The organism is Paenibacillus sp. Y568 (genome assembly GCF_059445545.1).
This window is the reverse complement of the sequence record NZ_JCAIUM010000008.1, coordinates 183,886-207,132: the sequence shown is the minus strand read 5'-3', so window position 1 is coordinate 207,132 and position 23,247 is coordinate 183,886. Positions and strand designations below refer to the sequence as shown.

At 39.2% G+C, this 23,247-nt stretch carries 21 protein-coding genes and 3 pseudogenes; 19 read left to right on the top strand and 5 right to left on the bottom strand.

Translation table 11 applies throughout. From position 1 onward, the window contains the following. Positions 1 to 3 precede the first annotated feature (3 nt). The 3 genes from AC1D7X_RS13595 to AC1D7X_RS13585 all read left to right on the top strand — a co-directional run bounded on the left by AC1D7X_RS13595 (position 4) and on the right by AC1D7X_RS13585 (position 2,137). Positions 4 to 522 (top strand): RNA polymerase sigma factor, encoded by a 519-nt coding sequence (locus tag AC1D7X_RS13595; RefSeq protein WP_495475426.1) that lies wholly within the window; start codon positions 4 to 6, stop codon positions 520 to 522. A gap of 337 nt (positions 523 to 859) precedes the next feature. Next, positions 860 to 1,474 carry a hypothetical protein gene (locus tag AC1D7X_RS13590; protein WP_495475425.1) on the top strand — a complete coding sequence of 205 codons (615 nt, stop codon included), beginning with the start codon at positions 860 to 862 and terminating at the stop codon, positions 1,472 to 1,474. A gap of 12 nt (positions 1,475 to 1,486) precedes the next feature. Then, entirely contained in the window at positions 1,487 to 2,137 is a 651-nt protein-coding gene (locus AC1D7X_RS13585) for an ATP-binding cassette domain-containing protein (protein ID WP_495475424.1), read from the top strand. A 484-nt stretch (positions 2,138 to 2,621) separates the two neighbouring features. Here the strand turns inward: AC1D7X_RS13585 and AC1D7X_RS13580 are convergent. The 3 genes and pseudogenes from AC1D7X_RS13580 to AC1D7X_RS13570 all read right to left on the bottom strand — a co-directional run. Next, positions 2,622 to 3,023, bottom strand: a pseudogene (locus AC1D7X_RS13580) (DUF5643 domain-containing protein); the annotation flags it as partial. An 18-nt stretch (positions 3,024 to 3,041) separates the two neighbouring features. Next, the gene (locus AC1D7X_RS13575) at positions 3,042 to 3,734 is read right to left on the bottom strand and encodes a DUF4179 domain-containing protein (protein ID WP_495475423.1); all 693 of its coding nucleotides are present in this window, start codon (positions 3,732 to 3,734) and stop codon (positions 3,042 to 3,044) included. Next, positions 3,731 to 3,943: pseudogene (locus AC1D7X_RS13570) on the bottom strand (sigma factor-like helix-turn-helix DNA-binding protein); the annotation flags it as partial. The pseudogene AC1D7X_RS13570 and the gene AC1D7X_RS13575, both read right to left, overlap by 4 nt. Before the next feature lie 180 nt (positions 3,944 to 4,123). On the opposite strand from AC1D7X_RS13570, the gene AC1D7X_RS13565 reads away from it, so the two are divergent. From AC1D7X_RS13565 to AC1D7X_RS13545, 5 genes are all read left to right on the top strand, one after another. Beyond that, the gene (locus tag AC1D7X_RS13565) at positions 4,124 to 4,804 is read left to right on the top strand and encodes a response regulator transcription factor (RefSeq protein WP_495475422.1); all 681 of its coding nucleotides are present in this window, start codon (positions 4,124 to 4,126) and stop codon (positions 4,802 to 4,804) included. After that, positions 4,779 to 5,765 (top strand): sensor histidine kinase, encoded by a 987-nt coding sequence (locus AC1D7X_RS13560; RefSeq protein WP_495475421.1) that lies wholly within the window; start codon positions 4,779 to 4,781, stop codon positions 5,763 to 5,765. The genes AC1D7X_RS13565 and AC1D7X_RS13560 overlap by 26 nt, the downstream gene beginning before the upstream one ends. 79 nt (positions 5,766 to 5,844) lie before the next feature. Further along, the gene (locus AC1D7X_RS13555) at positions 5,845 to 6,603 is read left to right on the top strand and encodes an ABC transporter ATP-binding protein (protein WP_495475420.1); all 759 of its coding nucleotides are present in this window, start codon (positions 5,845 to 5,847) and stop codon (positions 6,601 to 6,603) included. Then, positions 6,600 to 8,669: an ABC transporter permease gene (locus tag AC1D7X_RS13550; RefSeq protein WP_495475419.1), complete on the top strand. Its 2,070-nt coding sequence runs from the start codon at positions 6,600 to 6,602 to the stop codon at positions 8,667 to 8,669. Before AC1D7X_RS13555 ends, AC1D7X_RS13550 begins: the two co-directional genes overlap by 4 nt. A gap of 260 nt (positions 8,670 to 8,929) precedes the next feature. Continuing rightward, on the top strand, positions 8,930 to 9,907 hold the full coding sequence (locus AC1D7X_RS13545; RefSeq protein WP_495457306.1) for a ring-cleaving dioxygenase: 978 nt from the start codon (positions 8,930 to 8,932) through the stop codon (positions 9,905 to 9,907). Positions 9,908 to 10,143: 236 nt separating this feature from the next. Here AC1D7X_RS13545 and AC1D7X_RS13540 read toward each other — a convergent pair. Further along, positions 10,144 to 10,539 (bottom strand): annotated as a pseudogene (locus AC1D7X_RS13540) (DUF2871 domain-containing protein). Positions 10,540 to 10,588: 49 nt separating this feature from the next. Further along, a complete protein-coding gene (locus AC1D7X_RS13535) occupies positions 10,589 to 11,083 on the bottom strand; it encodes a hypothetical protein (RefSeq protein ID WP_495457305.1) in 495 nt (164 codons plus the stop codon). Between the two features lie 298 nt (positions 11,084 to 11,381). On the opposite strand from AC1D7X_RS13535, the gene hemH reads away from it, so the two are divergent. The 11 genes from hemH to AC1D7X_RS13480 all read left to right on the top strand — a co-directional run bounded on the left by hemH (position 11,382) and on the right by AC1D7X_RS13480 (position 23,222). Next, entirely contained in the window at positions 11,382 to 12,416 is a 1,035-nt protein-coding gene (gene hemH, locus AC1D7X_RS13530; RefSeq protein WP_495475418.1) for a ferrochelatase, read from the top strand. Positions 12,417 to 12,569: 153 nt separating this feature from the next. After that, positions 12,570 to 13,577: a phosphotransferase gene (locus AC1D7X_RS13525; RefSeq protein WP_495475454.1), complete on the top strand. Its 1,008-nt coding sequence runs from the start codon at positions 12,570 to 12,572 to the stop codon at positions 13,575 to 13,577. 46 nt (positions 13,578 to 13,623) lie between these two features. Next, positions 13,624 to 14,199, top strand: a complete 576-nt coding sequence (locus AC1D7X_RS13520) for a DUF305 domain-containing protein (RefSeq protein WP_495475417.1) — start codon at positions 13,624 to 13,626, stop codon at positions 14,197 to 14,199. 268 nt (positions 14,200 to 14,467) lie between these two features. Further along, positions 14,468 to 15,244, top strand: a complete 777-nt coding sequence (locus tag AC1D7X_RS13515; RefSeq protein WP_495475416.1) for a CPBP family intramembrane glutamic endopeptidase — start codon at positions 14,468 to 14,470, stop codon at positions 15,242 to 15,244. A gap of 436 nt (positions 15,245 to 15,680) precedes the next feature. Next, positions 15,681 to 16,199: an ATP-binding cassette domain-containing protein gene (locus AC1D7X_RS13510; protein ID WP_495457301.1), complete on the top strand. Its 519-nt coding sequence runs from the start codon at positions 15,681 to 15,683 to the stop codon at positions 16,197 to 16,199. Positions 16,200 to 16,324: 125 nt separating this feature from the next. Continuing rightward, a complete protein-coding gene (gene hcp / locus AC1D7X_RS13505) occupies positions 16,325 to 17,617 on the top strand; it encodes a hydroxylamine reductase (RefSeq protein WP_495457300.1) in 1,293 nt (430 codons plus the stop codon). Positions 17,618 to 17,788: 171 nt separating this feature from the next. Further along, positions 17,789 to 18,148: a hypothetical protein gene (locus AC1D7X_RS13500; protein WP_495457299.1), complete on the top strand. Its 360-nt coding sequence runs from the start codon at positions 17,789 to 17,791 to the stop codon at positions 18,146 to 18,148. 637 nt (positions 18,149 to 18,785) lie between these two features. Next, the gene (locus tag AC1D7X_RS13495) at positions 18,786 to 19,682 is read left to right on the top strand and encodes a glycoside hydrolase family 16 protein (RefSeq protein ID WP_495475415.1); all 897 of its coding nucleotides are present in this window, start codon (positions 18,786 to 18,788) and stop codon (positions 19,680 to 19,682) included. A gap of 3 nt (positions 19,683 to 19,685) precedes the next feature. Then, positions 19,686 to 21,032, top strand: a complete 1,347-nt coding sequence (locus AC1D7X_RS13490) for a glycosyltransferase family 2 protein (protein ID WP_495475414.1) — start codon at positions 19,686 to 19,688, stop codon at positions 21,030 to 21,032. Between the two features lie 258 nt (positions 21,033 to 21,290). Beyond that, positions 21,291 to 22,292, top strand: a complete 1,002-nt coding sequence (locus tag AC1D7X_RS13485; protein WP_495457296.1) for a Gfo/Idh/MocA family protein — start codon at positions 21,291 to 21,293, stop codon at positions 22,290 to 22,292. A gap of 12 nt (positions 22,293 to 22,304) precedes the next feature. After that, complete coding sequence (locus AC1D7X_RS13480; protein WP_495457295.1) at positions 22,305 to 23,222, top strand: helix-turn-helix domain-containing protein; 918 nt, start codon at positions 22,305 to 22,307, stop codon at positions 23,220 to 23,222. The last annotated feature ends 25 nt before the right edge of the window (positions 23,223 to 23,247 follow it).

Genomic DNA, 23,247 nt, shown 5'->3' with positions numbered 1-23,247 from the left:
GAGTTGTTCGTCTATAGGTATCATCAGACCATCTATGCGTATTTATACCGATTGACCAGTAAGCGTCAGCTCGCAGAAGATTTGGTGCAAGAGTGTTTTGTCAGAGTGTTCACGGCTTTGCAAGAGGGTCGGTTGCCTGAACGGTTTCGACCATGGATTTATCGAATTGCGACGAATCTTTGTCGCGATGTATGGAAGTCTGGAGCTTATCGTTATGAAGTGGTGGCTAAGGATACCGGAGTGTATGATGCGGCAGACGGCGGTAAGGATACGGTAGCGTCTTTTTTAGACAAGCAATATGAGCGTGAAGCAGTCATTGCTGCCCTTGGCGCTTTACCTGAGGAGGAGCGGCAAATTGTTATATTGCGTTTTTACGAGGAGCTGAAGCTGGATGAAATAGCCGAGCTGCTGGAACAGCCGCTTGGAACGGTCAAGTCCAAGCTGTATCGGGCGTTCAGGCGACTGGCCCATACATTGCAGAAAGGGGAGGATCAGAATGAATTACATATCCGGAGCCGGTAGCGCCGATAACGCCAGTCGCGACAGTCAACTGCACAGGGAATTGCAAGAGCAGCGGCAATTAGAGGAAAAGGGTGAAGCAGCGGCGGATCGATGGGAACATGACAAGATCGGAGCCGTATTCAGCCAACTGGATCGCTATACCGTCGATGGCCCCAGCGACCAGCAAACGGAATCCCTGCTGTCGCTTGCCGCTGCATATGCCATACAGCCTGAGTGGGCAGTTGCTGTACCCTCTTCCAGGCGAGTGGCAAGACATGACAGGCCTGGGCGGCAACCAACTGTCGCTATACCTTTACCAGTAAGGCTTATGCAACACATGGCAGCCCAGGTAAGGACGATGCATTGGCTGTTTTGGCTTATATCAGCGCTTATGGTTGGCACAGGAACAGCGATCGAGGGGTTGGCTGCAAGTGAATGGTACAGTAGCCCTGGCAAGACGGATGTATTTCTCTTTACGATTCTGTTGCTTCCTGTAGCCAGTGTGGCCTATTCACTCCGATCCATGCATACGCCAATGAGTGAGCTTGAGGCGACCTTTCCTGTTGCACCCGTACAGCTTATGGTAGCCAGAATAGGAACCATTCTGCTATATGACCTCCTCCTAGCGCTGTTGTTTTATGGAATACTCGTTATGACGGGGACCAACGGTGAATTCAGAACTAACACTACTGTACTGATCACAGATCTATTACTGCCGATCTGTCTGAGCGTTTTTGCAGCGCTGGCTGCAATGCTTCGTTTCGGGACATGGCCTGGTACCGCGGCTGTGCTCGCAGTGGGCGTCATCCAGTTTTCCGCTGGCGAGAGGCTTGGCATATTTCAACTGTTCAGCGAATACGGGTCCGATAACTGGCTTGCAAGTAAGCTTGTTGCTGTTAGTCTGGCAATAGCGCTTGGTGTTATTTCAAGTATTTTGCTACGCAATCGGCATTATTACAAGCAATTTGGATAGGAGGGAAGAGTGGTGCGAGGAGCTGAGCTAAAACTTACCGCGGTTGAACTTCATGCAGATAATGGTCACCTGTTGCTAGGGGATGTGAATCTGGCTTTGCCGCCAGGCTGGTATGGTCTGGATGGCGCCAATGGCAGCGGAAAAACAGCATTACTCAAAGCGATAGCTGGCCTATACCAGCCTGTACGCGGCCTGATTACCTATCAGCTTGATGGCGTGGCTTTGTCAGGGAATACTTTCAAGTCTTATCTGGGCTACAAGCCACAGCAGGCAGCGTACTATGACAATATGACCGTCGATGCATACTTGCGTTATGTGGGTGAGATGAAGCTGATGCCACGAGCGACCATTGAGGAACGATCTCGCGAGCTATGTGAACGGCTCGGGCTTTCTGCCGAGTGGAAGACGCCCATTCAGAGGTTGTCAGGCGGTAACAAGCAACGGCTTATGATTGCTCAGGCAATGCTTGCTGAGCCATGGTTTCTGCTGCTGGATGAGCCTCTCTATGGCATGGATATCGAGATTCGTTTCCTGCTGCTAGACACGTTGTACGAAATGACACCTGGCACAGTCGCTATCTTTTCAGGCGCATTGGAGGGCCTACAGGGAGGATGGCTGGATGCTGTGATCAAACTTGATAATGGTACAGCGACGCTGCACTGACGCAGCGCCGCTTTCTATATAAAATTATCCTGCTGCGGCTATCAAAGTATGGTCAGAGATACGCTGACGATTGTGGCCACGAATGCTTGATGCTTAAAAGCACTATAGCCATGCTAGACAGAAGATGAGAGTAGGCCTCTCGAAACCGCTGTGCAGGCGGAGGTTTCAAACTACCTTAAGCTGCTGTGGTCAAATGCTTACCATGATCAAGGAATATATGAGCTGAATGTATTATGGAGTTTGTAAGAAGTACCGAAGTTGGCGGAATTGTCCTGAGGAAGCGTAAGCTTGCCCTCTGATTTCAACCGCATCAAGCGGTATACAATCAAGATATTTTGTTATAAGTATTTTTGAAAAAGGATGTTGGATGGGATAGGAGTGTTACTAACCTTGATCAATAATGAAAGGGCTACCAAGAGGTAGCCCTTTGTTCAACTCCCAAGGACTGCCCGATAACATAAAGCAGTCCGATCAGAAGATCATGTTACTTTTTCAAATCAATAAGAATGTTTGGTAATGCAAAACTTACTTGTCCTACACCGGATTTCTGAGGTATCGGAATTTGCTTCGATTCTCCACCTCTGTTCATTTCTACAGACCCATGATTTTCAGAAGTGTAACTTCTTAAAGTGACATGAGGGGTTACGATCAGCTGCGTTGCATTGGGGTCCAACTTCTGAAATGTTTTACTCCAGCTCATATGATAAGAGTCTTTACCTGTTCCACCATTGCCTTCACCTGAGTATCTATTTCCTAAATTATCTTTGATTTCTAATACGACATCTACATCATGCCATGTGCTACTTACCTTCTCTGAAGCCTCTATATCGTAATACATAGTAAAGGACATAGGGGTGATGGCTAACTTTCCTATCGTTACTTTTACGCCATCTTGTTCTGTACCTTAATGAATTAATTGGATTTTGTTACTCGTAGATTGTAGAGAAAAATTGAAATTCCAATCCCCCATGATCTCTTCCTGTGTATCGTGTTGAATAATATTTTCTAAATTCCAATGGATATACACGGTATCTTCTCCATTCTTCGATGGATCAGTAGCATGAAATAGACCTACATAATGATGTTCATCCACTTTTACAATCTTTGAGTTTGCTACCATCCCTTTGGATTCTTTGAATTTCGGAATACCATGGATGTTTAGATTTTCGCCCAAATCTCGTTCACTTTCAATCGAATAAGCTAATGATACGGTGTTCCCATCATAAATAGCATCATTAATCGTTACTTGGATACCCTCACTTTCTTGCGTCAAATTCATTTCGGTGGAATACTCTTGATAATGATCATAAAGATGATTACCTGTGCTTTGATGATTGAAAAAACTAAAAATATCTCCTATCACTGGAATGTTACTTGCATAAGCGGGGAAAGTTATCCCGAACGTTGTGAATGAGAGAACGATGATCATGGAAGCGGCAGCAACATTCCTTGTCCAATTCTTCGTCTTTTTCTTGTTTTTTATTGATTGTTTAAGAGCTCTTTTAACCCTTTTCTTTTCAAGTTCATCGACTTCGATTTCATCAAATTCAGTTAAGTCTATGTTTGAATCATTTAATAGTTCATAGATATCCTTCATATTCCGGTCTCTCCCAACATAAGGTTCGTGGCGTTTTTACTAAGTTTCTTTTTGCCTCTATAGATTCGATTATCGATCGCGGCTCTGGTGATTCCGAGTTTAATTGATATTTCGTCTGTATTTAAGCCTAGGAAATACTTCATGATGAAAATATCTCGATCAAGCGGCTCCAGATGATTGATTAACTCGATGAATTCTAATGCATCTTCTTCATGGGTCTGTAATCGTTGAATGAAATTTGTATCATTAGACTTCATGGTTGGATTCCCCTTATTTTTTTGTAAAAGCGCCTTTACACTTTATACAACGTATTGAAATTGTTTTTCTCTCACATTACAAAAAATAGGGTTTAGTATATAGTAAGGTAAGAATTCTTGGAGGCTGATTATATGGACAAAATATTTGTCATTGAAGATGACATCAAGTTGCAAAAATATATCAAAAATTATTTGGTTGCTTATGATTTTGAAGTGGAGATGGTTACAGATTTCGATCAAGTGATTGAAGAGGTAGAAGAAGCTAACCCGAATCTGATTCTATTAGATATCAATTTGCCGAAATTTGATGGGTTTTATTACCTAAGAGTCCTAAGGAAGAAGTATAATACACCGATCATCATTTTGTCTGCGCGTAGCGAAGAGGGTGAACAAATTCGAGGTATGGAGTTAGGGGCAGATGATTACGTTACGAAACCTTTTAGTGTAGGAATACTCTTAGCTAAGATTAACGCCATTCTCAGACGGGTATCTAAGCGGGATAAAGAAATGGATTACACGGTCGGGGATTTGAAATTATTGAACGAAAGTATGAAGCTACAGTATCAAGAAAAGATCATTGATTTAAGTAAAAATGAATATCGAATTATGAAAATATTCATCAGTAAGTTGGGTGAAGTGGTTACGCGTGAAGAGTTACTTGAGGTGTTATGGGATGAACAGGTCTTCGTGGATGATAATACATTAACCGTAAATATAACAAGAGTAAAAAAGAAGCTTAATGATATCGGATTAGATCATATGATTACGACAAAAAGAGGGGTAGGCTATGTCTTTTATTCAACTGATGGTTAACCTGCTGAAAGTGAAATCAGGCGTTATTATGATATATGCTGTAAATACGTTTCTCCTCATTTTGTTTTCCTATTTGCTATATGGATATGACCAATTCTTATACCCAGTCAGTATAAGTATATTCATTCTAATCGTTTATCTAATCATTGTTGGTTTTAAGTTGTATGCTTTCACCAAGAAAATGAATGAAGCCAAATTCAGTCCACATATGGAAGTTGATGAGTTAAGCGTGGAGGATATCCTCATCTTTGGAACCATAAATGACATTCATGATAAATATAATCAACATATCTATCAAATGAACAGTGCATTCAAAGAAAGAAACACCTTATTTTCTCAATGGATTCACAATATGAAAGTGTCCATTTCAATCATTGCATTAGCGTCAGAGAAAGGTTCTGAAGATGCTATTGAAGATATTAAAGAAGAGAACATAAAATTAAAGCAGAACCTTGAAGAGTGTTTAAACGTGTTACGACTCGATGACTTCTCCCGAGATTATATGCCGGAAAAGGTTAATATACATAGCATCGTGACTCAAGTGATTAATACCAAGAAAAGAGATTTTATCTATCAAGGTGTGTATCCCAAAATAGAGATGGAATCGAGTTTAGAAGTGTATACAGACCAGAAGTGGTGTAGTTATCTCATAGAGCAAATCCTATCCAACGCGATTAAATACAGTGAGAAGAATCAGCATGTTACGATTACGAGTCTAGTTAAGAGCGATGAAATATCATTAATCATTAAAGATAATGGTGTTGGAATCGCTAAAGAAGATTTACTACGTGTATTTGATCCATTCTTCACAGGGAAGAATGGAAGAAGCAATAGTTCGGCAACTGGAATTGGCTTATATATGGTGAAATATATTTCACAGAAATTAGGTCATGGTCTCCATATTGATTCACAAGAAGGAGTAGGAACAGAAGTGACGCTTTCTTTTCTTTCAAAAATGTAAGGTTACGTAAGGGAAATGCATTAGAAGAAATGCACTTCTTATCTATACTTCTCTTATAAGTCAATGAGGAGGAAAAGAATTGGACATCATTACAATATCCCATCTAGTGAAAATTTATAATGCTTACAAGGGTGCAAAGGAAGTAACCGCTATCGATCAAGTGAACCTTTCCGTAGAAAAAGGTGATTTCGTGGGCATCATGGGCCCAAGCGGAAGCGGGAAGACGACCTTATTAAATATTTTGTCAGGGGTAGATAAAGCGACTTCGGGGGAAGTCATCATAGACGGGAAAGATATTACGAAATTAACAAAAGATGAAATGGCTTTATTCAGAAGAGGTAAAATAGGCTACATATTTCAGGACTTTAATCTACTGGATAGCTTAACCTTACAGGAGAATATTGCGTTACCTCTCATATTGGACAAGTTAGCACCCAAAGAAATAGAGGACAAGATTAACCCACTTATGAAGTTCCTAGGGATCTATGATTTGAAGGATAAGTATCCTTATCATATCTCTGGAGGGCAGAAGCAAAGAGTGGCAGCGGCACGTGCGATTGCTAATGAACCTGTAGTTATTTATGCAGATGAACCAACAGGGAATTTGGATTCTAAATCTGCCAATAATCTAATGAATACCATCCGATCATTGAATGAAGAACTACATAGTACGATACTTATGGTTTCACATGATCCTTTTGCAGCGTCATTTTGTAAGAGAATTATCTTCATTAAAGATGGAATCATCGAGATGGAGATTAGGTCTTCCGGAGATCGGAAATCATTTTTCGATAAAATATTAGAAGTGCAAAGTGTGATCGGAGGGGAGAGAACATGACCTTCTCTTCGATTATTCACAAGAATTTCATCTATAATTTCAAGAAATACATGTCTTTATATTTTGTGAATACGCTAATTGTAGCTATTTTGTTCATGTTTGGAAGTTTGTTTTATAATTCAGATGTATTGGAGCAAGTCGGCGAGACTACGCTTTATGAAACCATTAAGACGGCGCTACTATGCGTTGTATTATTTTCAATTGTGTTTATTACGTACAGTAATGTCACCTTCTTGAAGTACAGAGGGAAAGAATTCGGAATGTATATCACTTTAGGGATGACAACGAAGGATTTAACGAAATTACTGTTGATCGAAAATACAGGGATTATGGTTATTTCAATCGTGTCTGGGCATATCGTTGGTGGGCTATTTGGAAAGCTATTTTATTTGGGGTTAAACAAAATGGTGATCGGAGATCTAATAGCATATGAGTTGAATGGACAAATTCTTATATTAAGTATTGGTGTATTTTTATTGATATTTATATGTAATTTTATCTTTAACATCTTTTATCTAAGAAAAGCTTCTATCGTAGATGTTCTTAAATCTTCAAGTAAAAAGGGTATCGGGAAAAGTAATATTGTATTAGGCATTATTGCGATCGTCTTGTTTGTTGGATCAGCTTATTTATTGCCCAAAATGCTACTTGAAGGCCTATTTAAGAATCAGTCATATATGATGATTGTGTTCGTTGTATTAACTCTAACCTGTCCTTATGTGATTTTTGGAACGATGTTCGTAGTATTGAAATCAGTGATTAAGAGATTTAAGAGAATGTATCATAAACATTTGATCGTATTATCCAACGTATCTCATCGATTTCTATCTTACAAAACCACTCTGTATATGGTCTCCATATTAATTGCAGGAGCGCTGTTCTTTATCGGTATGGTCTATGCGATGTACGCAACGAGTGAAGATAACAATGATCGGGATAATCCATTTGATGTCATGTTTATAGAGACGAATCAATTCAATCACATGAATGCCAATGCCATAGAGGAAGTATTCAAGAACAATGCGAATACCATCGAACAGAATAAGACGTTAGAATTTATCGAATTACCAGAGTTCCGTTCGCATGAAAGTGCAATGGTTCTCTGGGATGACCGTTCCATGCTAATAAGTGAAAGTCATTACAACGATCATATGGGGACTCATTATGAAGTAGCAGTTGATCAAGCGCTATCTGCTAGAGTATATGAACAGAATATGGATTATGAAGTGCCTGATACGATTATTACAGCAATGAATACGAAGTCTATTGATGATAAACTTAGATCAAGGATGAGTAAAGAAGCATTAATCCAGACTTTAAGCAAAGAGCTGTATTTTGAATACAATACGGACGATTTTATTGAAATAACAGCACCCTTTATTAATAATGTGCGTAATCGTGTTAACTATTATGGAACTGCCCTTGTTGTGGATGATCAAGTCTATGACCAATTAAAAAGTAGTATAGGTGCAGAGCAAGTGAAGATCCTTCATCTGATTAAAGGGGTTATTAATAAGGATGGTTTTCAATCTTTGGTAGATGAATTACGTAATCGGAATGGTGTAGACCCAACTTATTGGACAGGTGACACACAAGATAGTGTAGATGCTTCTAGCAAGGAAAGGGCAGAATTAGTGGGGTTAAAACCATTTTATAAGAAGGAATTACTGGAAGAACAGCTTGAATCTAATGGGTTAACATTCTTTATCGTTATGTTTCTAGGTGCTTTGTTCGCGATCGCCTCCGGTGTCGTATTATTTCATAAAGTATTATCAGACATTGATGATCAGAAAGAAAGTATTCTTTCCTTAAAAAGGATCGGTGTCACAACGAAAGAAATCAAGGGAATTGTTTCAAAAGAGTTATTTATTACTTTTTTCTTCCCAACATTTTTTGGATTAGGGCTAGGGATGTATTACTTTTACTTCCTGTTCAGTAATCAGCCGATGTTAATGCAATTGCTTGGGAAGGCTAGCACGATTGCGGTCGTATTTTTAGTTCTGCAAATTGGTTTCTATTATGTAAGCAGAAGAAAGTACTTCTCGGAACTGAATAAATTCTTATAGTGTTACAGACATATAATTAAACCTAAAGACACTAACGATTTCGTTAGTGTTTTTGGCGACTCGACACAAGTGTTAGCCTATATTCCAAAGGAAATTTACTTCAAAAAAGAAAAAGAATATTCTTTTGTAGTGACATGAAGTATTTTTCGTGATACAATATCTCTAAGTTAAGAGTTATTAATTTAAGGTAAACGCATAATTTGATGAGTTCACCCCAACTATAGGAATAATAAATCGAGAACCCATTGGAGGAATAATAAATGAATGAATTAAAAGGAATACACCACGTAACAGCCATTACAAGTAGTGCAGAAAAGAATTATGAATTTTTTACGTATGTGCTAGGGATGCGTTTAGTGAAGAAGACCGTCAACCAAGATGACATTCAAACGTATCACTTGTTTTTTGCAGATGACGAAGGTAGTGCGGGTACAGATATGACGTTCTTCGATTTTCCTGGCATTTCGAAAGGAGTACATGGTACAGATGAAATTTCAAAGACATCCTTCCGTGTGCCAAGCGATGCATCCTTAGATTATTGGTTGAAACGTTTTGATCGACTTGACGTGAAACATACGGGAATCAAAGAACAATTTAATAAAAAGTCGCTTTCTTTTGTTGACTTTGATGACCAACAATACCAGCTGATTTCAGATGAGAATAACGAAGGTGTTGCAGCAGGTACACCGTGGCAGAAAGGACCAATTCCTTTAGAATATGGCATTACGGGTCTAGGACCAATCCATGTTCGAATCGCTAATTTTGACAATTTCAAAGAAATATTGGAGAAAGTTCTACTGATGAAAGAGATAGATCAGTCAGGAGTGTTCCATTTGTTCGAAGTAGGTGAAGGAGGAAATGGCGCACAGGTTATCGTAGAACATAATACGGTTCTTCCACAAGCTCGACAAGGCTTCGGAACCGTTCATCATGCGGCATTCCGTGTTGCAGATCGTGCTGTTCTTGATGAATGGATTACACGCCTAGATCAATTTGGCTTCCATACATCAGGGTATGTTAATCGTCACTTTTTCGAGTCATTGTACGCACGAGTTGCACCACAAATTCTATTCGAGTTCGCAACGGATGGTCCTGGATTTATGGGGGATGAACCTTATGAGACACTTGGAGAAAAGTTGTCTTTACCTCCATTCTTAGAACCTAAACGTGAGCAAATCGAGCAATTAGTTCGTCCGATTCATACGGTAAGAAGCACAATCACATTTGAAAAAGAATAAAGAAGCATGTGCTATAGCATTAAGAATCGATGCAAGCATGAGGGGGATACCCCTCTTTTTTTGTGTGTAAAAGAAAAGGGACTCTTGAAATCAAGAGCCCCAGAAATAGAATATGGTGTCATTAATGTAACACCATGACCATATAGACGATCCTAAAGTAATATTGCATGTACACATTTAAAATAGAAACAACAAAGGACCGTTGAAGTGGATATTCAAGGGTCCTTTGTTGTGATTTATTTAATTCGTTTACCAAGTAGAGCTAGGAGCCAAATGATTCCTACACCAAGAATAGCATGACCAAGTCCCGAGATATGGGGCAAGAAGCTGATATCTTCTCCGTTAATTTGAAGTATGCCACGAGTAGCCATAGTACCAATCGTGATGAGTAAACCAATGTTATAGACAATGTATCACGCGCCAAAGGATTTAGCTTCATGTACTTGAAATAACTTGGCTAGGATCAGTGTAACGATAAAAAAGAGGAATCCTAACACTAGAATATGAGTATGTAGTGCTACTAAAATTGTGTTGCCACTGAAATCATTTGCTTTCGTGATTTCACGATAAGCAATGCCAGCCAGCAAACCAAGAACTGCATAGAAAAAAGAAGTGTAATATAGTTTTTTCACGTAATTAAGGATACTATCAACGGATGATAGCGATATATCTTCTCTATATTTAAAATTGTCCTGCACTTACATCGATGTCAATAGCATGTCCATCTTTAGTAGTTACATAGACTTTCCAGTCACTAGACATGACACTATCATCATTCATTGTAAATGTTCTTGACACACCTTTGCCAGCGCCAACATCAACAAATTCAAAGTCTTGATTATCTTTAAGTACTTTGAATATTACGGTTCCGGACGTATTATTATTTTTGACATATACGTTTAAATGGTTACCCATATCTGGAGTACACGAGAAATAACTCTTGAATGCGCTTCCTGAATGTTTTGCTTCTATGAGTGAACCATTGTTCGACTTATTAGTTTTATTATCTTCGACTTCTTGCGCTTCAACTTGCGAGGCTGTTTCAATTATAGGTGTGTCGATATCTTCTATTGCTTGCTCAGTAGTAACTTTCAACGCATTGTTATTGGTACAAGCTACTAAGAGTAATGATAATAGCAATGCCATTATCCAGTAGATTCTCTTATTTTTTTTCATGTGAAAATTCCCCCTTATCGAATCTAGCATACTTGTATACCCAGCAGTGTGGGCAGATGGATGTATTCCCACTCGACAACTTTACCATATATTGAATTAATTAGAAATTGGGTATGTTAATTAGGTAGAGGGATACATTCTACAGATAACTCAATTAAGATACCTATTTTTATGTGTGGCTAGATACTCTTGAAATTGTCGGAAGATCATTGGTATAGTATGGTTAGTATTTGCTGATATAGTAGACCCCCTTTAGAGCAAAATTCTGATGGGGGTCTTGAACGTATTCGGGAGGTTAATGATGAAACAAGAGAAAATTGGAGTTTTGTTGGCTCAAATTGGAACACCAAGCGAGCCGACAGCAAAGGCAGTCCGTCCTTATTTAAAAAGCTTCTTATCGGACCGACGAGTTGTAGATTACCACCCTTTACTGTGGCAGCCGTTACTACGAGGTGTTATTCTTAGAGTTCGTCCTAAACGTTCAGCTAAGTTATACCAAGAAATTTGGACGGAGCAAGGTTCACCACTACGGGTTCACGCGTACAATCAACAGGTTGGTATACAGAATCGACTAGGAGGTCAATTCCGGGTTGAAGTGGGAATGGGATATAGTGAACCGAGTATTGAGCAAGCAGTGAAGGTACTTGAAGATGAGGGAATAACCAAGATTATTGTGATGCCGTTGTATCCTCAATATTCTTCAACGACATCGGCTTCTATATATGATGAAGTCTTTTTTGCTGCCATGGGTCGTCGCCATGCTTCGGGTTCAACAGCCAAACGGTTTGTTCCCACCTTGCGATTTACGGATGCCTTTTATGATCATCCTGGCTATATTGCAGCGATGAAGCGGCATCTTGATCAACAATTACAGCTACTCCAGAATCCGCCGGATAAATTTATCCTAACATTTCATGGTATTCCAGAACGGTATGCTGCTACAGGAGACCCTTACCGTGAACAATGTTTGAAGACTGCACAATTGCTTGCAGAGGCGATGAATTGGTCTTCCAACGAGTGGGAGATTGTATTTCAGTCGCGATTTGGTAAGGAACCTTGGATTGGCCCAGCAACATTTGACGTACTTACTGATTTAGCTCATCAGGGTGTACAACGTCCGTTCTTATTTGCACCCGGGTTCGCGGTCGATTGTCTAGAAACACTTCATGAGCTAGGTATCGAAGGGCGTGAATTGTTTAAAAATGCAGGCGGACCTATTGAAAATTACACGATGGCTCCTTGTCTGAATGATCATGAATCTTGGCTAGATTTCCTTGCGGAATATGCTCTAAGTAACGCTCAAGGTTGGATAAGTGAACATACAACGACATAAGGAAAACTGAGATTCTTGCAATACATAGACCATTTAAAGTTGGATGATGGTGGCATGTTCTTATTTGTAGAGTTGCTAGATTCCCTTTATCCTGTATGAAGATCAGTGAAGATGAGAAACTACAACACATTTTGTAAAAGGGTTGATGAAATGATTGAAGCTATGATGAATCGTTATTGGCCCCAGTGGAGCGGGACGATCCAAGAGGGAACAGGCGGTTGGAATAATACAACACATATGATTAAGAATAAAGAACGAAGCTGTGTGCTGCGTTTCTATGATACACATAGGGACCGAGATAAAATAGCATTTGAGCATGCTGTGTTAGAATCGATTCAACGTAAATCGCTAAGTGTCAGGATTCCGGTTCTCGTCAAGACGGTAACGGGTGAGACCATTGTACAACTGGAGGATGGTAGTGAACGATTTGCCTGTCTGTTCGAATATATTGAAGGTGTATCTCCGAAGAACAGTAGTGCTGCCATGGCCTATTCATTTGGTGAAGTAGCAGGGGAATTGTCAGCTATACTTGCCAAGATTGATCCAAAAGTTTCACCTGCATATCGTCCGTATTATGAATTAGAGAAGTCTTATCCATTATGTACCCGAGCGGTCATCTTAGAGTTTTGCAATAATCCGCCAGAACCATTCAATGATCTAACTCGAGATTTAGTTACACTTAGCGTGGCGTACGAGGAGATCTGTGATGTGCTTGTAGGTCTAGAGGAGCTACCGCATCAGCTTGTACATGGTGATCTTAACGTATCTAACTTATTGGTACATGGGAGTAATGCCGATCAAGTATCTGCATTACTAGATTTCGAATTTTGTACACTGGATGTTAGGGCGATGGAGCCAGCTGTCATCATCTCCGGACTCCTTGGTCATCAAGAAGAGATAGAATCCGTAAGGAAATTTTGTGCTGGATTTAGCAGCAGACGTGGTCTCCTTCCAGTGGAAGTTGATGCAATCCCTGTACTCATGCGTCTTCGTAAAATGGATGTACTCCTTCATTTTATGAGTCGTTACCTTAAGGGTACAGATCAACCTGAAGTGTTGCATGAACAGGTGCAGTCACTGGTTAATGATCTTAGCCAATTGGAGCTTAGTCGAACATGGATGGAAGAGGAATTAATACAGTTATGTAGTCAAGACACATGATCCTACGGGTTCACATAGACTATTCAAAAAAGGAGATTAAAGCCTAATGAATAGAACATGTAAACTAAGTCATGTGACGCAAGCCTATTTGGATGTTTTCTATAGTATTCTCAATACGATGATTAGAGATATGACAAGTGTATGCCTCACCAATAGTATCTCGAATAATTTCATTAACCAGATGATTCCTCATCATGAAGCAGCAATTAAAATGTCTAGGAATATCCTACGGTACACAACAAATCTTGAACTTCAGGGCATTGCTACGAATATTATTTCAGAACAAACTAAAAGTATCGCGAATATGAGAGCCATACAATCTCAATGTAGCTGTATAATAAATACAGATCGTGAACTTACTCTCTATATGAGCAGATTTAAGGGAATAGCGGAAACGATGTTTAATAGAATGGGTTCAGCTCCTATTACAAATAACGTGAATATAAATTTTGTGCGTGAAATGCTTCCTCATCACGAAGGTGCTGTACAAATGTCACACAATGCCCTTCAATTCAATATTTGCCCACCACTAAAGCCCATTCTAAATGCAATCATAACTTCTCAATGCGCAGGTATTAGACAAATGCAACAATTGCTTAGACACCTCGATCATTGTTGTTAATATGATTACAATGGCTCTAGATGTCGTTAGGTAACAATAATCAAAAAAAGTTGGAACGATACAAGAGGTACAGTGACACTGTATCTCTTTTTATATTGCATATTCATGTTAACCCTTGATGAAGTGCTGTAAGACTTAAAGAAAATCAGCTTGAAAGGTGGAAGTTTTTCCACAATTTAGGTAATATGTTTTTATGATATTATGATGTTCGTAGGTTTACGTTTTGATTGTGAAAAAAAATATGCATTATAGAAGAGGAGAGAAGTCGGTGAAAGAAAATGGAGCCAAAGGACGCCCAATATTATTCTCAATCATGTTGGGCATATTGTTAACCTTATTGATATCTGTGGCATCTGCGATCGCGTCGATTATGGGCTTTGAGGATACGGGGATCATGGTCGCCCAAGCGTGTGCATTCTTCGTCATGGCAGTGATTGTTACGGTGTACATGAGAAAAAGGGACCGCACTTTAAGCATATTTGGCTTCAATAAGTTAGATATCCGTCAAGAAAATGTAACGCTTTATTATATTCCATTGCTGATTATCGTATTTGTTCAGCCCATCATGGGTGGTTTTAACCTAGAACTTAGCGTATCCCAAATCATAATAATCCTTATTTTTTCTTTCCTTGTCGGCTTTACGGAGGAATCGATTTTTAGAGGGATCATTAGAGAAAGGTTACAATCCAAAGGTCCTGTATTTTACATCGTGTTTTCTTCTATTTTCTTCGGTATTCTACATATGGCAAATGCGCTTAGCGGAAATGATATCATACAGGTGGTACTACAAATCATCAACGCACTTCTTATCGGTCTAATTCTTGCTTTACTTATAGAAACGACTCACAATATTGTTCCTTTGATCTTATTTCATTTTATGTTCGATGCATTAGCCCAGATGACGAACGCTAATATAGTGGATAAGGAAATACAGGTTGTTTCAATATTAAATATTATATATGTGCTATACGGAGCCTATTTGATTCTTGTCTTGTTACATAGGAAAAAGATGAATATCGAAAACAACCAAGTAACTGTTTATTAGTAATATCGGTCAAAATAAAAAAGGCTGCTTAGGCGCCCTTTTTTATTTTGATCGATATATAGCTAATAAAATAGAAAATGAGGTTAACCCATACATAATTAAATATTCCTTCTCCAAGGGAAAGATAAATAATTATTGGAGATGACCAGAAGATGCAAAATAAGAGTAAGCCATTTTTAGTTACACTAGAAGCATATATTGCCAAACATGCAGGAATAAATAGCATAATAAACAAGATAATTATTGAGTCAAAACTCGAACTTGCATAAGGATTAAAAAAACATACTACGATATAAGTTAGTATACTTATTACTCCACCAATAATACCTGGAATCTTATGAATACTACATACACCTCGTTTCATTAAAATAGGAGATTACCAATTATTCCTTATGGTTTTATTCTACACTACATTCACACACTTCGAACCTTATATTTGGCCATATTCAGCTCTGAGAAGCGATTTTGCTTTCTGGATTTAAAGCAAAAAAGCAGTCTTGTTCGCATCATTATCCTCTCCGCATACCGGGAGAAAAAAGGCAGTCGCAGGCTCATCAATAATAGAGCTACAAAATTAATGAAGAGAACCGGAATTGCCGAACTTGCAGATCGTGATATAACACAAGTATCTGGTGGCCAATTGCAAAGAGCAGCCATTTGTAGGGCACTTATTAATCAGCCCGAGATTCTCTTTGGTGACGAGCCAACAGGCGCGTTGAACTCCAAAGCTGCAAATGAAATCATGGAGATACTAGTGGATGTCAATCAGTCAGGGACAACGATACTACTAGTAACACATGATGCGAAAGTCGCAGTTCAAGCAGAACGTGTACTGTATATGTTGGATGGTAGCATAGCTGCTGAACATTGCCTTGGTAAATATAATAGAGACACATCAGACTTGAAGGAGCGGGAAGAGAAACTTTCATTGTGGTTGTTTGGATTGGGGTTCTAAGTATGATGAGAATGTCATCAATGGATAATTGATTCGTAGCTTGTGTGTGTAATCACACTTGGAGGTTTGGTGCTCTGTTACGCTATAGTAATGGAATAATTATCTATGTATTGGGGGATAATAATATGTTTTGTTACCAGTGTGAACAGACACCGGATGGTGGATGTACTGTGGTTGGTGTGTGTGGTAAGGATGAAACTATAGCGAGTTTACAAGATACGATGATTTTTGCTTTGAAAGGTATTGCGGCTTATGCGACACATGCTAGGCAGCTAGGATATAGCGATCCCGAAGTAGATCGAATCACTCATGAAGCTTTGTATATGACCTTGACGAATTCCAACTTTAATGTGCAGGAGCATATAGAGATGGCGATGAAGGTTGGAGATGCAGCCGTAAGGATCATGGATGTGCTGGATAAGGCGCATACGGATCGATTTGGCATTCCGCAACCCATTACAGTCAGTCAGAATAAAATTGAAGGTAAATGTATTGTAGTGACAGGTCATAACTTATATGCGCTGGAGGAACTGTTGCGGCAGACGGAGGGGAAAGGGATCAATATCTATACCCACTCTGAAATGCTTCCAGCTCATGGATATCCTGCGTTGAAGAAGTATGAGCATCTAAAAGGAAACATCGGTAAAGCTTGGTATGATCAGCGTAGACTATTTGAGAAATTTCCCGGGGCGATTCTCGCTACTACAAACTGTGTCATGCCAATTAAAGGTACGTATGCAGATCGCTTTTTCTCTTATGAGGTAGCGGGGCTTGAAAATGTTGCGAAGATTACAAATGATGATTTCTCTCCACTGATTGAACGTGCGTTGTCACTCCCTGCGGCAGATGTAGAGTCAGAGTTGGTACTCACGACCGGCTATCATCATGAGACCGTGATCGGACTCGCTCCCGAGATCATTCAAGCAGTCAAGGATGGGCATATCCGTCGCTTCTTCGTCATTGCAGGCTGCGATGCACCGGGTCAAGGAGGTAACTATTATCGTGATTTAGCGACTTCTCTGCCGAATGATACAGTCATTTTAACCACTTCTTGCGGGAAATTCCGCTTTAATGATGTAGAATATGGCACGGTCGGTGACACGGGCATTCCACGTTATATTGACCTTGGACAATGCAACAATTCTGGTTCTACTGTAAAAATAGCTCTAGCCTTGGCTGAAGCTTTTGAGTGTACCGTGAACGAGTTACCTGTCAGTATCGTGTTGTCTTGGTTTGAGCAAAAGGCAGTTGCCATTCTTTTGGGCTTGTTCAGCCTTGGTATTCAAGACATTCGGATCGGACCGAAACCACCAGAGTTCATCTCACCTGGCGTGTTGGATGTGTTGGTAGAGACATTTGGATTGAAGTTAATTACTACTGCTGAGGAAGATATGAACGCAATGTTGGCGTTATCGTAAGGTACAGATGCTATATTCAATAAAATAATACAAACTAAGCAGCCTTGATGATGATTTCTTGGCTGCTTTTAATATATGACGGATGAATGTCACAGTGAATAACATAAATAAAAAGTATAATGTAAGCGTTATCATGTAGTGCTATTTACTTTAATGTAAGGGAGTTAACCTATGAGCCTGGACAAAGTTTCATTTAGTCGGTTAGTGTTTCTATGTCTCGCTATTCAGTACGCATTAATGCACTGGTTCGCATCAGGAGAAGCAATAGTTATTACTTCCATAGAGCTCATCATTTATATTGCTTATACTTTCGTTAGTCTTGTACTATTCTTTTACAAGAGTAGACGTGTCAATGTTGAGGCGTTTACGGGTATGTTTTCACTGTTTTTCAGTGTAGTGTGGACGGTGGCCTTAATATCTCAATTCCATATGGAAAGTTATCCGAACGCATTGACCGTAATCAATTCAGTAGGAATATTTACGGCGATGGTTATGTTATTCGTAGAATTTATTAAGCTTGCCAGAGCATAACATGGTTGAAGATCGCTTTTATGTTAAGAGGTAGTAAGACATAAAATCTGTTACAAAAAAAGGGCACTAGCATATCGAGCCACTGAAAAACTTTCGGTTTTATTCTCAAGTGAACATGTAAGATAAAATAGGCGACTTTTCGTTCGATTTATGAACGGAAGGTCGCCTTTCTTTACGCTCTATTTTACTTTCTTTCTGTCATCAGACAGGCATCTTCCGCACAAATAGATTGTGTGAGGAATGCCTGAAAACCAGAATAATATATTAAGTTCGAAGTAGCGAAGAGAACGGAATTGTTCTGAAGAAGCGTAAGCGTTCGCCTTTGCCATCGGATTTCAACCGCTATAGGGGTTATACAAATCAAGAAATTTGAGGGCAACAGCGATCGTAAGGACAATCCGTTATCGTAGCAGCATCCTGCACAATGTGTGGACTTTTTCAGTGGCCTCGCATATCGCTAGTGTCCTTTTGGTTTTAATGTAAAAAAATTACTATATTCGGTGTGACCCGATTTGTAGTTGTGCTGAAAGAGCTAGCGTTAAAGTGCTCTCCATACGGCACTTTACAGTGTCTTTTGGTGATGCTAGAAAACTCTAATATAAAAGACTAGCTTTGCGCACTGAAATGGTTGATGGGCATGTTAAGAAGAAGAATATGGGTCATATTTTTTTCTATAATTCTATGCACTTCATTTGCGGGCATCTACTGCATTTATTTCATGACTTCGATTAATGAAGCATCAGTTCCCATTGCTAATTTACCTAATATGGATAGTGACAGTAAAGTATTTTTGAACGAAATGGGTGGGAATTCCCTAGTTAAGAAACAAGAGGTAAAGAACGTGCTAAGAAGGTCTACATCTAATGAAAAGAAAAAATGGGTACTGGATTGGAATGATGAATTTGATGCATTATCAACCAACAAGTGGACTCTCTTAGATGATGCCAATGGATATGGGAACAGAAGTCAGCATTATAAACCCGAGAATATCAGTATTGTGAATGGAAAGTTAAAAATAAGTATTCTTAAACAAAAGTCAGGCAAATTTGCCTATACATCAGGAGCCTTAATTACAAAAACGAAAGCTCATTTTTTGTACGGAAAGTTTGAAATTAGAGCTATGTTTCCGAAGGGGACAGGGTTCATACCCGCTATATGGATGTTACCGTCAAATGGTAGGTTATTTCCTGAAATTGATATTGCTGAAATTATTGGTCAGAATCCTAATGAACTCTGGAACGTTGTACACGATGAGAGGCAAGACAAACACGTTAGAGAATACAACATGACGACAACGGTAGACTTAACAAAGGATTATCACGTTTACGGAATCGAATGGACACCCAGCAAAATCGTATACACATTAGATGGTAAAGTTATATTCACAGGTAAGAAACTAATACCACAAGAAGCCATGTATCTATACATTAATGCAGGAGTAGGAGGTGATTGGGTAGGCGAACCGAATAAATACACGACATTTCCTAATGCAATGCTAATTGACTATGTGAGATATTATGTGAGAGAGGAATAATAAATGAGTATAGGTATGATGATCGGGATCTTACTTTTTGTACTCGTCATAGGTTTTCAATTGATGTATTTGGTGATACCGGTAATCTCTACTAATAGCAGCAAACATAGATCAGTTAATCCATATTTAGATGAGATTAAGATGACTATACTCATTCCAGCGTACAATGAAGAAAGTGTCATAATAAGTTGTGTAGAGGGTCTGAACTCATTGAAATACGATAATTACGAAGCTATTTTTATTAATGATGGATCTTCAGATCACACACTCGCTGTACTTACTTCATTACTAGATCTCGCACCAGACAATGAAACTACTCCTAAATCTCAACTGCAATACACCTCTGTTATAGAAATATACCGTTCTAAAAAATTCGCGAATATGATTGTAATAGACAAGGCCAATGGTGGTAAAGCGGATTCCTTAAATGCTGGAGGAGATTACGCAACAGGTGAGGTAGTAATTACATTAGATGCAGACAGCATATTAGAATCCAATGCTTTGATACACATTAATGAACAATTTCATAATAAGAAGGTTATCGCAGCGGGTGGAATGGTTCATGTTGGGCAGATGTTTGACAGCAAAGGGATTCCAAACTTTAAGGGGAACTTTTTATTAAAGTATCAATTAACTGAATATCTAACCTCATTCTATATCCGTAAGTTTACACAATCCGAGTTAAATGTCATGTCGATCGTGTCAGGTGCATTTGGAGCTTTTCGGTTAAATGTATTATATGAAATTGGAGGTTATAAGAAAACACTCGGAGAAGATATGGAAATTACGCTAAATATACAGAGGTATATAAACATGTCTAATGAGGGGTACATCATGGTGTTTATCCCTAAAGCGGAATGTTATACGGAGATCCCTGAGAATGTAAGGGACCTATTTAAACAGAAAACAAGATGGCAGAAAGGGTTCATGGATTGTTTAGTAAAGTATAGATCATCTTTCTTTAAGTCATTGGGGAAAAGGTTTACATTATTCTTATTATGGGATTCTCTGGGCATGGCTGTGTTAGGGATAGCAACGTTAATAACAGCTCCATTAATTATAGCTTATGGACGGATCACAACTTATCATATCTATTGCCTAATTATATCCCTCACAATTCAATTTTTAACAAAGGTGTTGGCGTACTGGGCTAGTGATAAGTACTGTCATGCCTATAGTCTGTCTAGTTACGTAAAAATATTTGCTTTCTTTGTCATAGAAATACCTATAAAACCTTTTTTTGATGCTACTTTATTTACTTTCGGTACGTTCTCTTATTTCTTATCAAGAGATAAGCACAATTGGAATAAGGTTAAACGACTAGGTAACGTTGCTGCTAAGCACGTATAGATTTCCATACGAAGAACCTTCATTAGTCCGGATTGATCTCCGAGAATTGAGGGTTTTTTTAATCTGATAAATTCTCACATGTACAAGATTAAGTGTTAGTGGTGATAACTGTACCATCTGGAAATATATATATTTTATTATATCATTCATGTCGTAATATTGCATACATAATGTCGTATTTACCTACTAATAATGGTGCTTGTTATATGATACTTTATAGTTAGATGTCAGAATAACATATAATGGAGGCGCAAGTAAATGACCATTAGAATAGGGAAGATCAGCTTTTGGCATGTACATGCTTGGGATTACACGAAGCAAGCTCAAGAACATGAGGATACCGTTATTACTGCTGTATGGGACGAAGATCATGAACGTGGGCAAACGGCTGCTGACAGCTTAAATGTCCCATTTTACCATTCGCTTGATGAGTTATTTGCACAAAAGGATATAGATGCCGTCATTGTAGATGCTCCAACCAACATGCATAGAGATGTTCTGGTTGCTGCTGCCAAAGCGGGTAAACATATCTTCACAGAAAAGGTTATTGCCCCAACACTACAAGAGGTCAATGAGATTATGACAGAGGTTGCCCAGAATGAAGTGAAATTTACAATCTCCTTACCTCGTTTAAATGATGGATACACATTAACCATACAAGACATTTTAAATCAAGGGTTACTCGGAGAGATTACTTACGTTAGAGTTCGCTTATCCCACAATGGTGCTATTTCCAACTGGCTTCCTGATCATTTCTTTAGTCTGGAGCAATGCGCGGGGGGAGCTTTAATTGACTTAGGATGCCACCCCATGTATTTAACGAAGCTTTTCTTAGGTCAAGATGTGACCGGTGTAAGTGCAAATTTTGGTTATGTCACAGGTAAGGAAGTGGAAGATAATGCAGTAGTAACACTATTTACAGATTCGGGAGCGATTGGTGTAGTGGAAGCTGGCTTCGTCAATAGTCATTCACCGTTTACCATTGAAGTTCATGGGACCGAGGGGACTCTTCTATACGGCACGCCAGAGGATAAGCTTCTTCTCAGATCCAACAAGTCAACGGATAGTGAACAAGACTGGACAGAAATTCCTCTACATACTAATCGTGAAAGCGCATTCCATCAATGGGTTAATCATATTAAAGATAATACACTCGCAATCGAAAATCTTAAAATGGCTGTAGAGCTTACGCGATTAATGGAAGCAGCGAATCGCTCGGCTAAAGAAAGTCGTGTTATTCGGTTAACTGAACTTGTTTAGGAGGATTTAACGTTGAGTCACTTTCCATATGAGATGATGTTTGAGAAGCCGGATATGCTTGAAAGATTGGATATTTCGATTTCTTGGGGTCATTACGAGATTACAGTTCTTACTTTTCATTTGACGTCCTTTCCACCGGGAAAAATCATTGATTTCCATAATCATTCCGAATTTGAATTTCATTTTATTCCACGAGGAAAGGGTGAAGTCATCCTTGGCGATCTAAGCTATCCTCTATCGGAGGGAATGTTCTATTTAACTGGACCGGGTGTTATGCATCGTCAAGAGGCGGATTCAGAAGAATCGATGGAAGAACTGTGTCTACATGTTGATATTCAAGACAAGATCAGGGATGAAGTAGATCCTTGGGAGGTTGTTGAAGCCGAAGCCTGTGTTGAGAAGCTAAGGCAACTACCGCCGATACCCGCACAAGATTATCACAGAGCGATGAAGTGTTTTCTTGAAGCTTATGAAGCTTGTGATGGGAAGTTGACGGGATACTATACCTCTATTAAGCATCTCGTCATCAGTATTTTATTGAAGGCAGTAAGAGCTTATGATTCGGATGAGTTGGTTACAGAAGCACCAGTCAGAGATATGTTAACTTATCGATATCATTACGCTATTCAGTATATTGAGGCGAATCATTCTGGAACGGTTACCTTAGAGAATGTAGCAGAAAAGCTGAATATTAGTTCTAGGCAGTTACAACGCGTATTTAAGCATGTTAATGCAGAAAGATCCTTCAGCCGAGTTCTGGAAGACATACGATTACAAGGGGTTTGTCGCAAGCTTGAAGAAAGTAGTGATCCCATAGAGCAAATCGCGCAATCAGAAGGGTTTACGAACGCTACGTACTTGCATACTGTTTTTCGCAAAAGGTTTGGTATGACACCAGGAAATTATCGACTTGTGAAGCAAATCAATTAAAAATTAGAAGCGAGGGTGAAATGAT

Coding starts and splice junctions, on each gene's coding strand:
- AC1D7X_RS13590 (WP_495475425.1), top strand. CDS start 860: ATGCATTGGCTGTTTTGGCTTATATCAGCGCTTATGGTTGGCACAGGA.
- AC1D7X_RS13575 (WP_495475423.1), bottom strand. CDS start 3,734: ATGAAGGATATCTATGAACTATTAAATGATTCAAACATAGACTTAACT.
- AC1D7X_RS13565 (WP_495475422.1), top strand. CDS start 4,124: ATGGACAAAATATTTGTCATTGAAGATGACATCAAGTTGCAAAAATAT.
- AC1D7X_RS13560 (WP_495475421.1), top strand. CDS start 4,779: ATGTCTTTTATTCAACTGATGGTTAACCTGCTGAAAGTGAAATCAGGC.
- AC1D7X_RS13550 (WP_495475419.1), top strand. CDS start 6,600: ATGACCTTCTCTTCGATTATTCACAAGAATTTCATCTATAATTTCAAG.
- AC1D7X_RS13545 (WP_495457306.1), top strand. CDS start 8,930: ATGAATGAATTAAAAGGAATACACCACGTAACAGCCATTACAAGTAGT.
- AC1D7X_RS13535 (WP_495457305.1), bottom strand. CDS start 11,083: ATGAAAAAAAATAAGAGAATCTACTGGATAATGGCATTGCTATTATCA.
- hemH (WP_495475418.1), top strand. CDS start 11,382: ATGATGAAACAAGAGAAAATTGGAGTTTTGTTGGCTCAAATTGGAACA.
- AC1D7X_RS13520 (WP_495475417.1), top strand. CDS start 13,624: ATGAATAGAACATGTAAACTAAGTCATGTGACGCAAGCCTATTTGGAT.
- hcp (WP_495457300.1), top strand. CDS start 16,325: ATGTTTTGTTACCAGTGTGAACAGACACCGGATGGTGGATGTACTGTG.
- AC1D7X_RS13500 (WP_495457299.1), top strand. CDS start 17,789: ATGAGCCTGGACAAAGTTTCATTTAGTCGGTTAGTGTTTCTATGTCTC.
- AC1D7X_RS13495 (WP_495475415.1), top strand. CDS start 18,786: ATGTTAAGAAGAAGAATATGGGTCATATTTTTTTCTATAATTCTATGC.
- AC1D7X_RS13490 (WP_495475414.1), top strand. CDS start 19,686: ATGAGTATAGGTATGATGATCGGGATCTTACTTTTTGTACTCGTCATA.
- AC1D7X_RS13485 (WP_495457296.1), top strand. CDS start 21,291: ATGACCATTAGAATAGGGAAGATCAGCTTTTGGCATGTACATGCTTGG.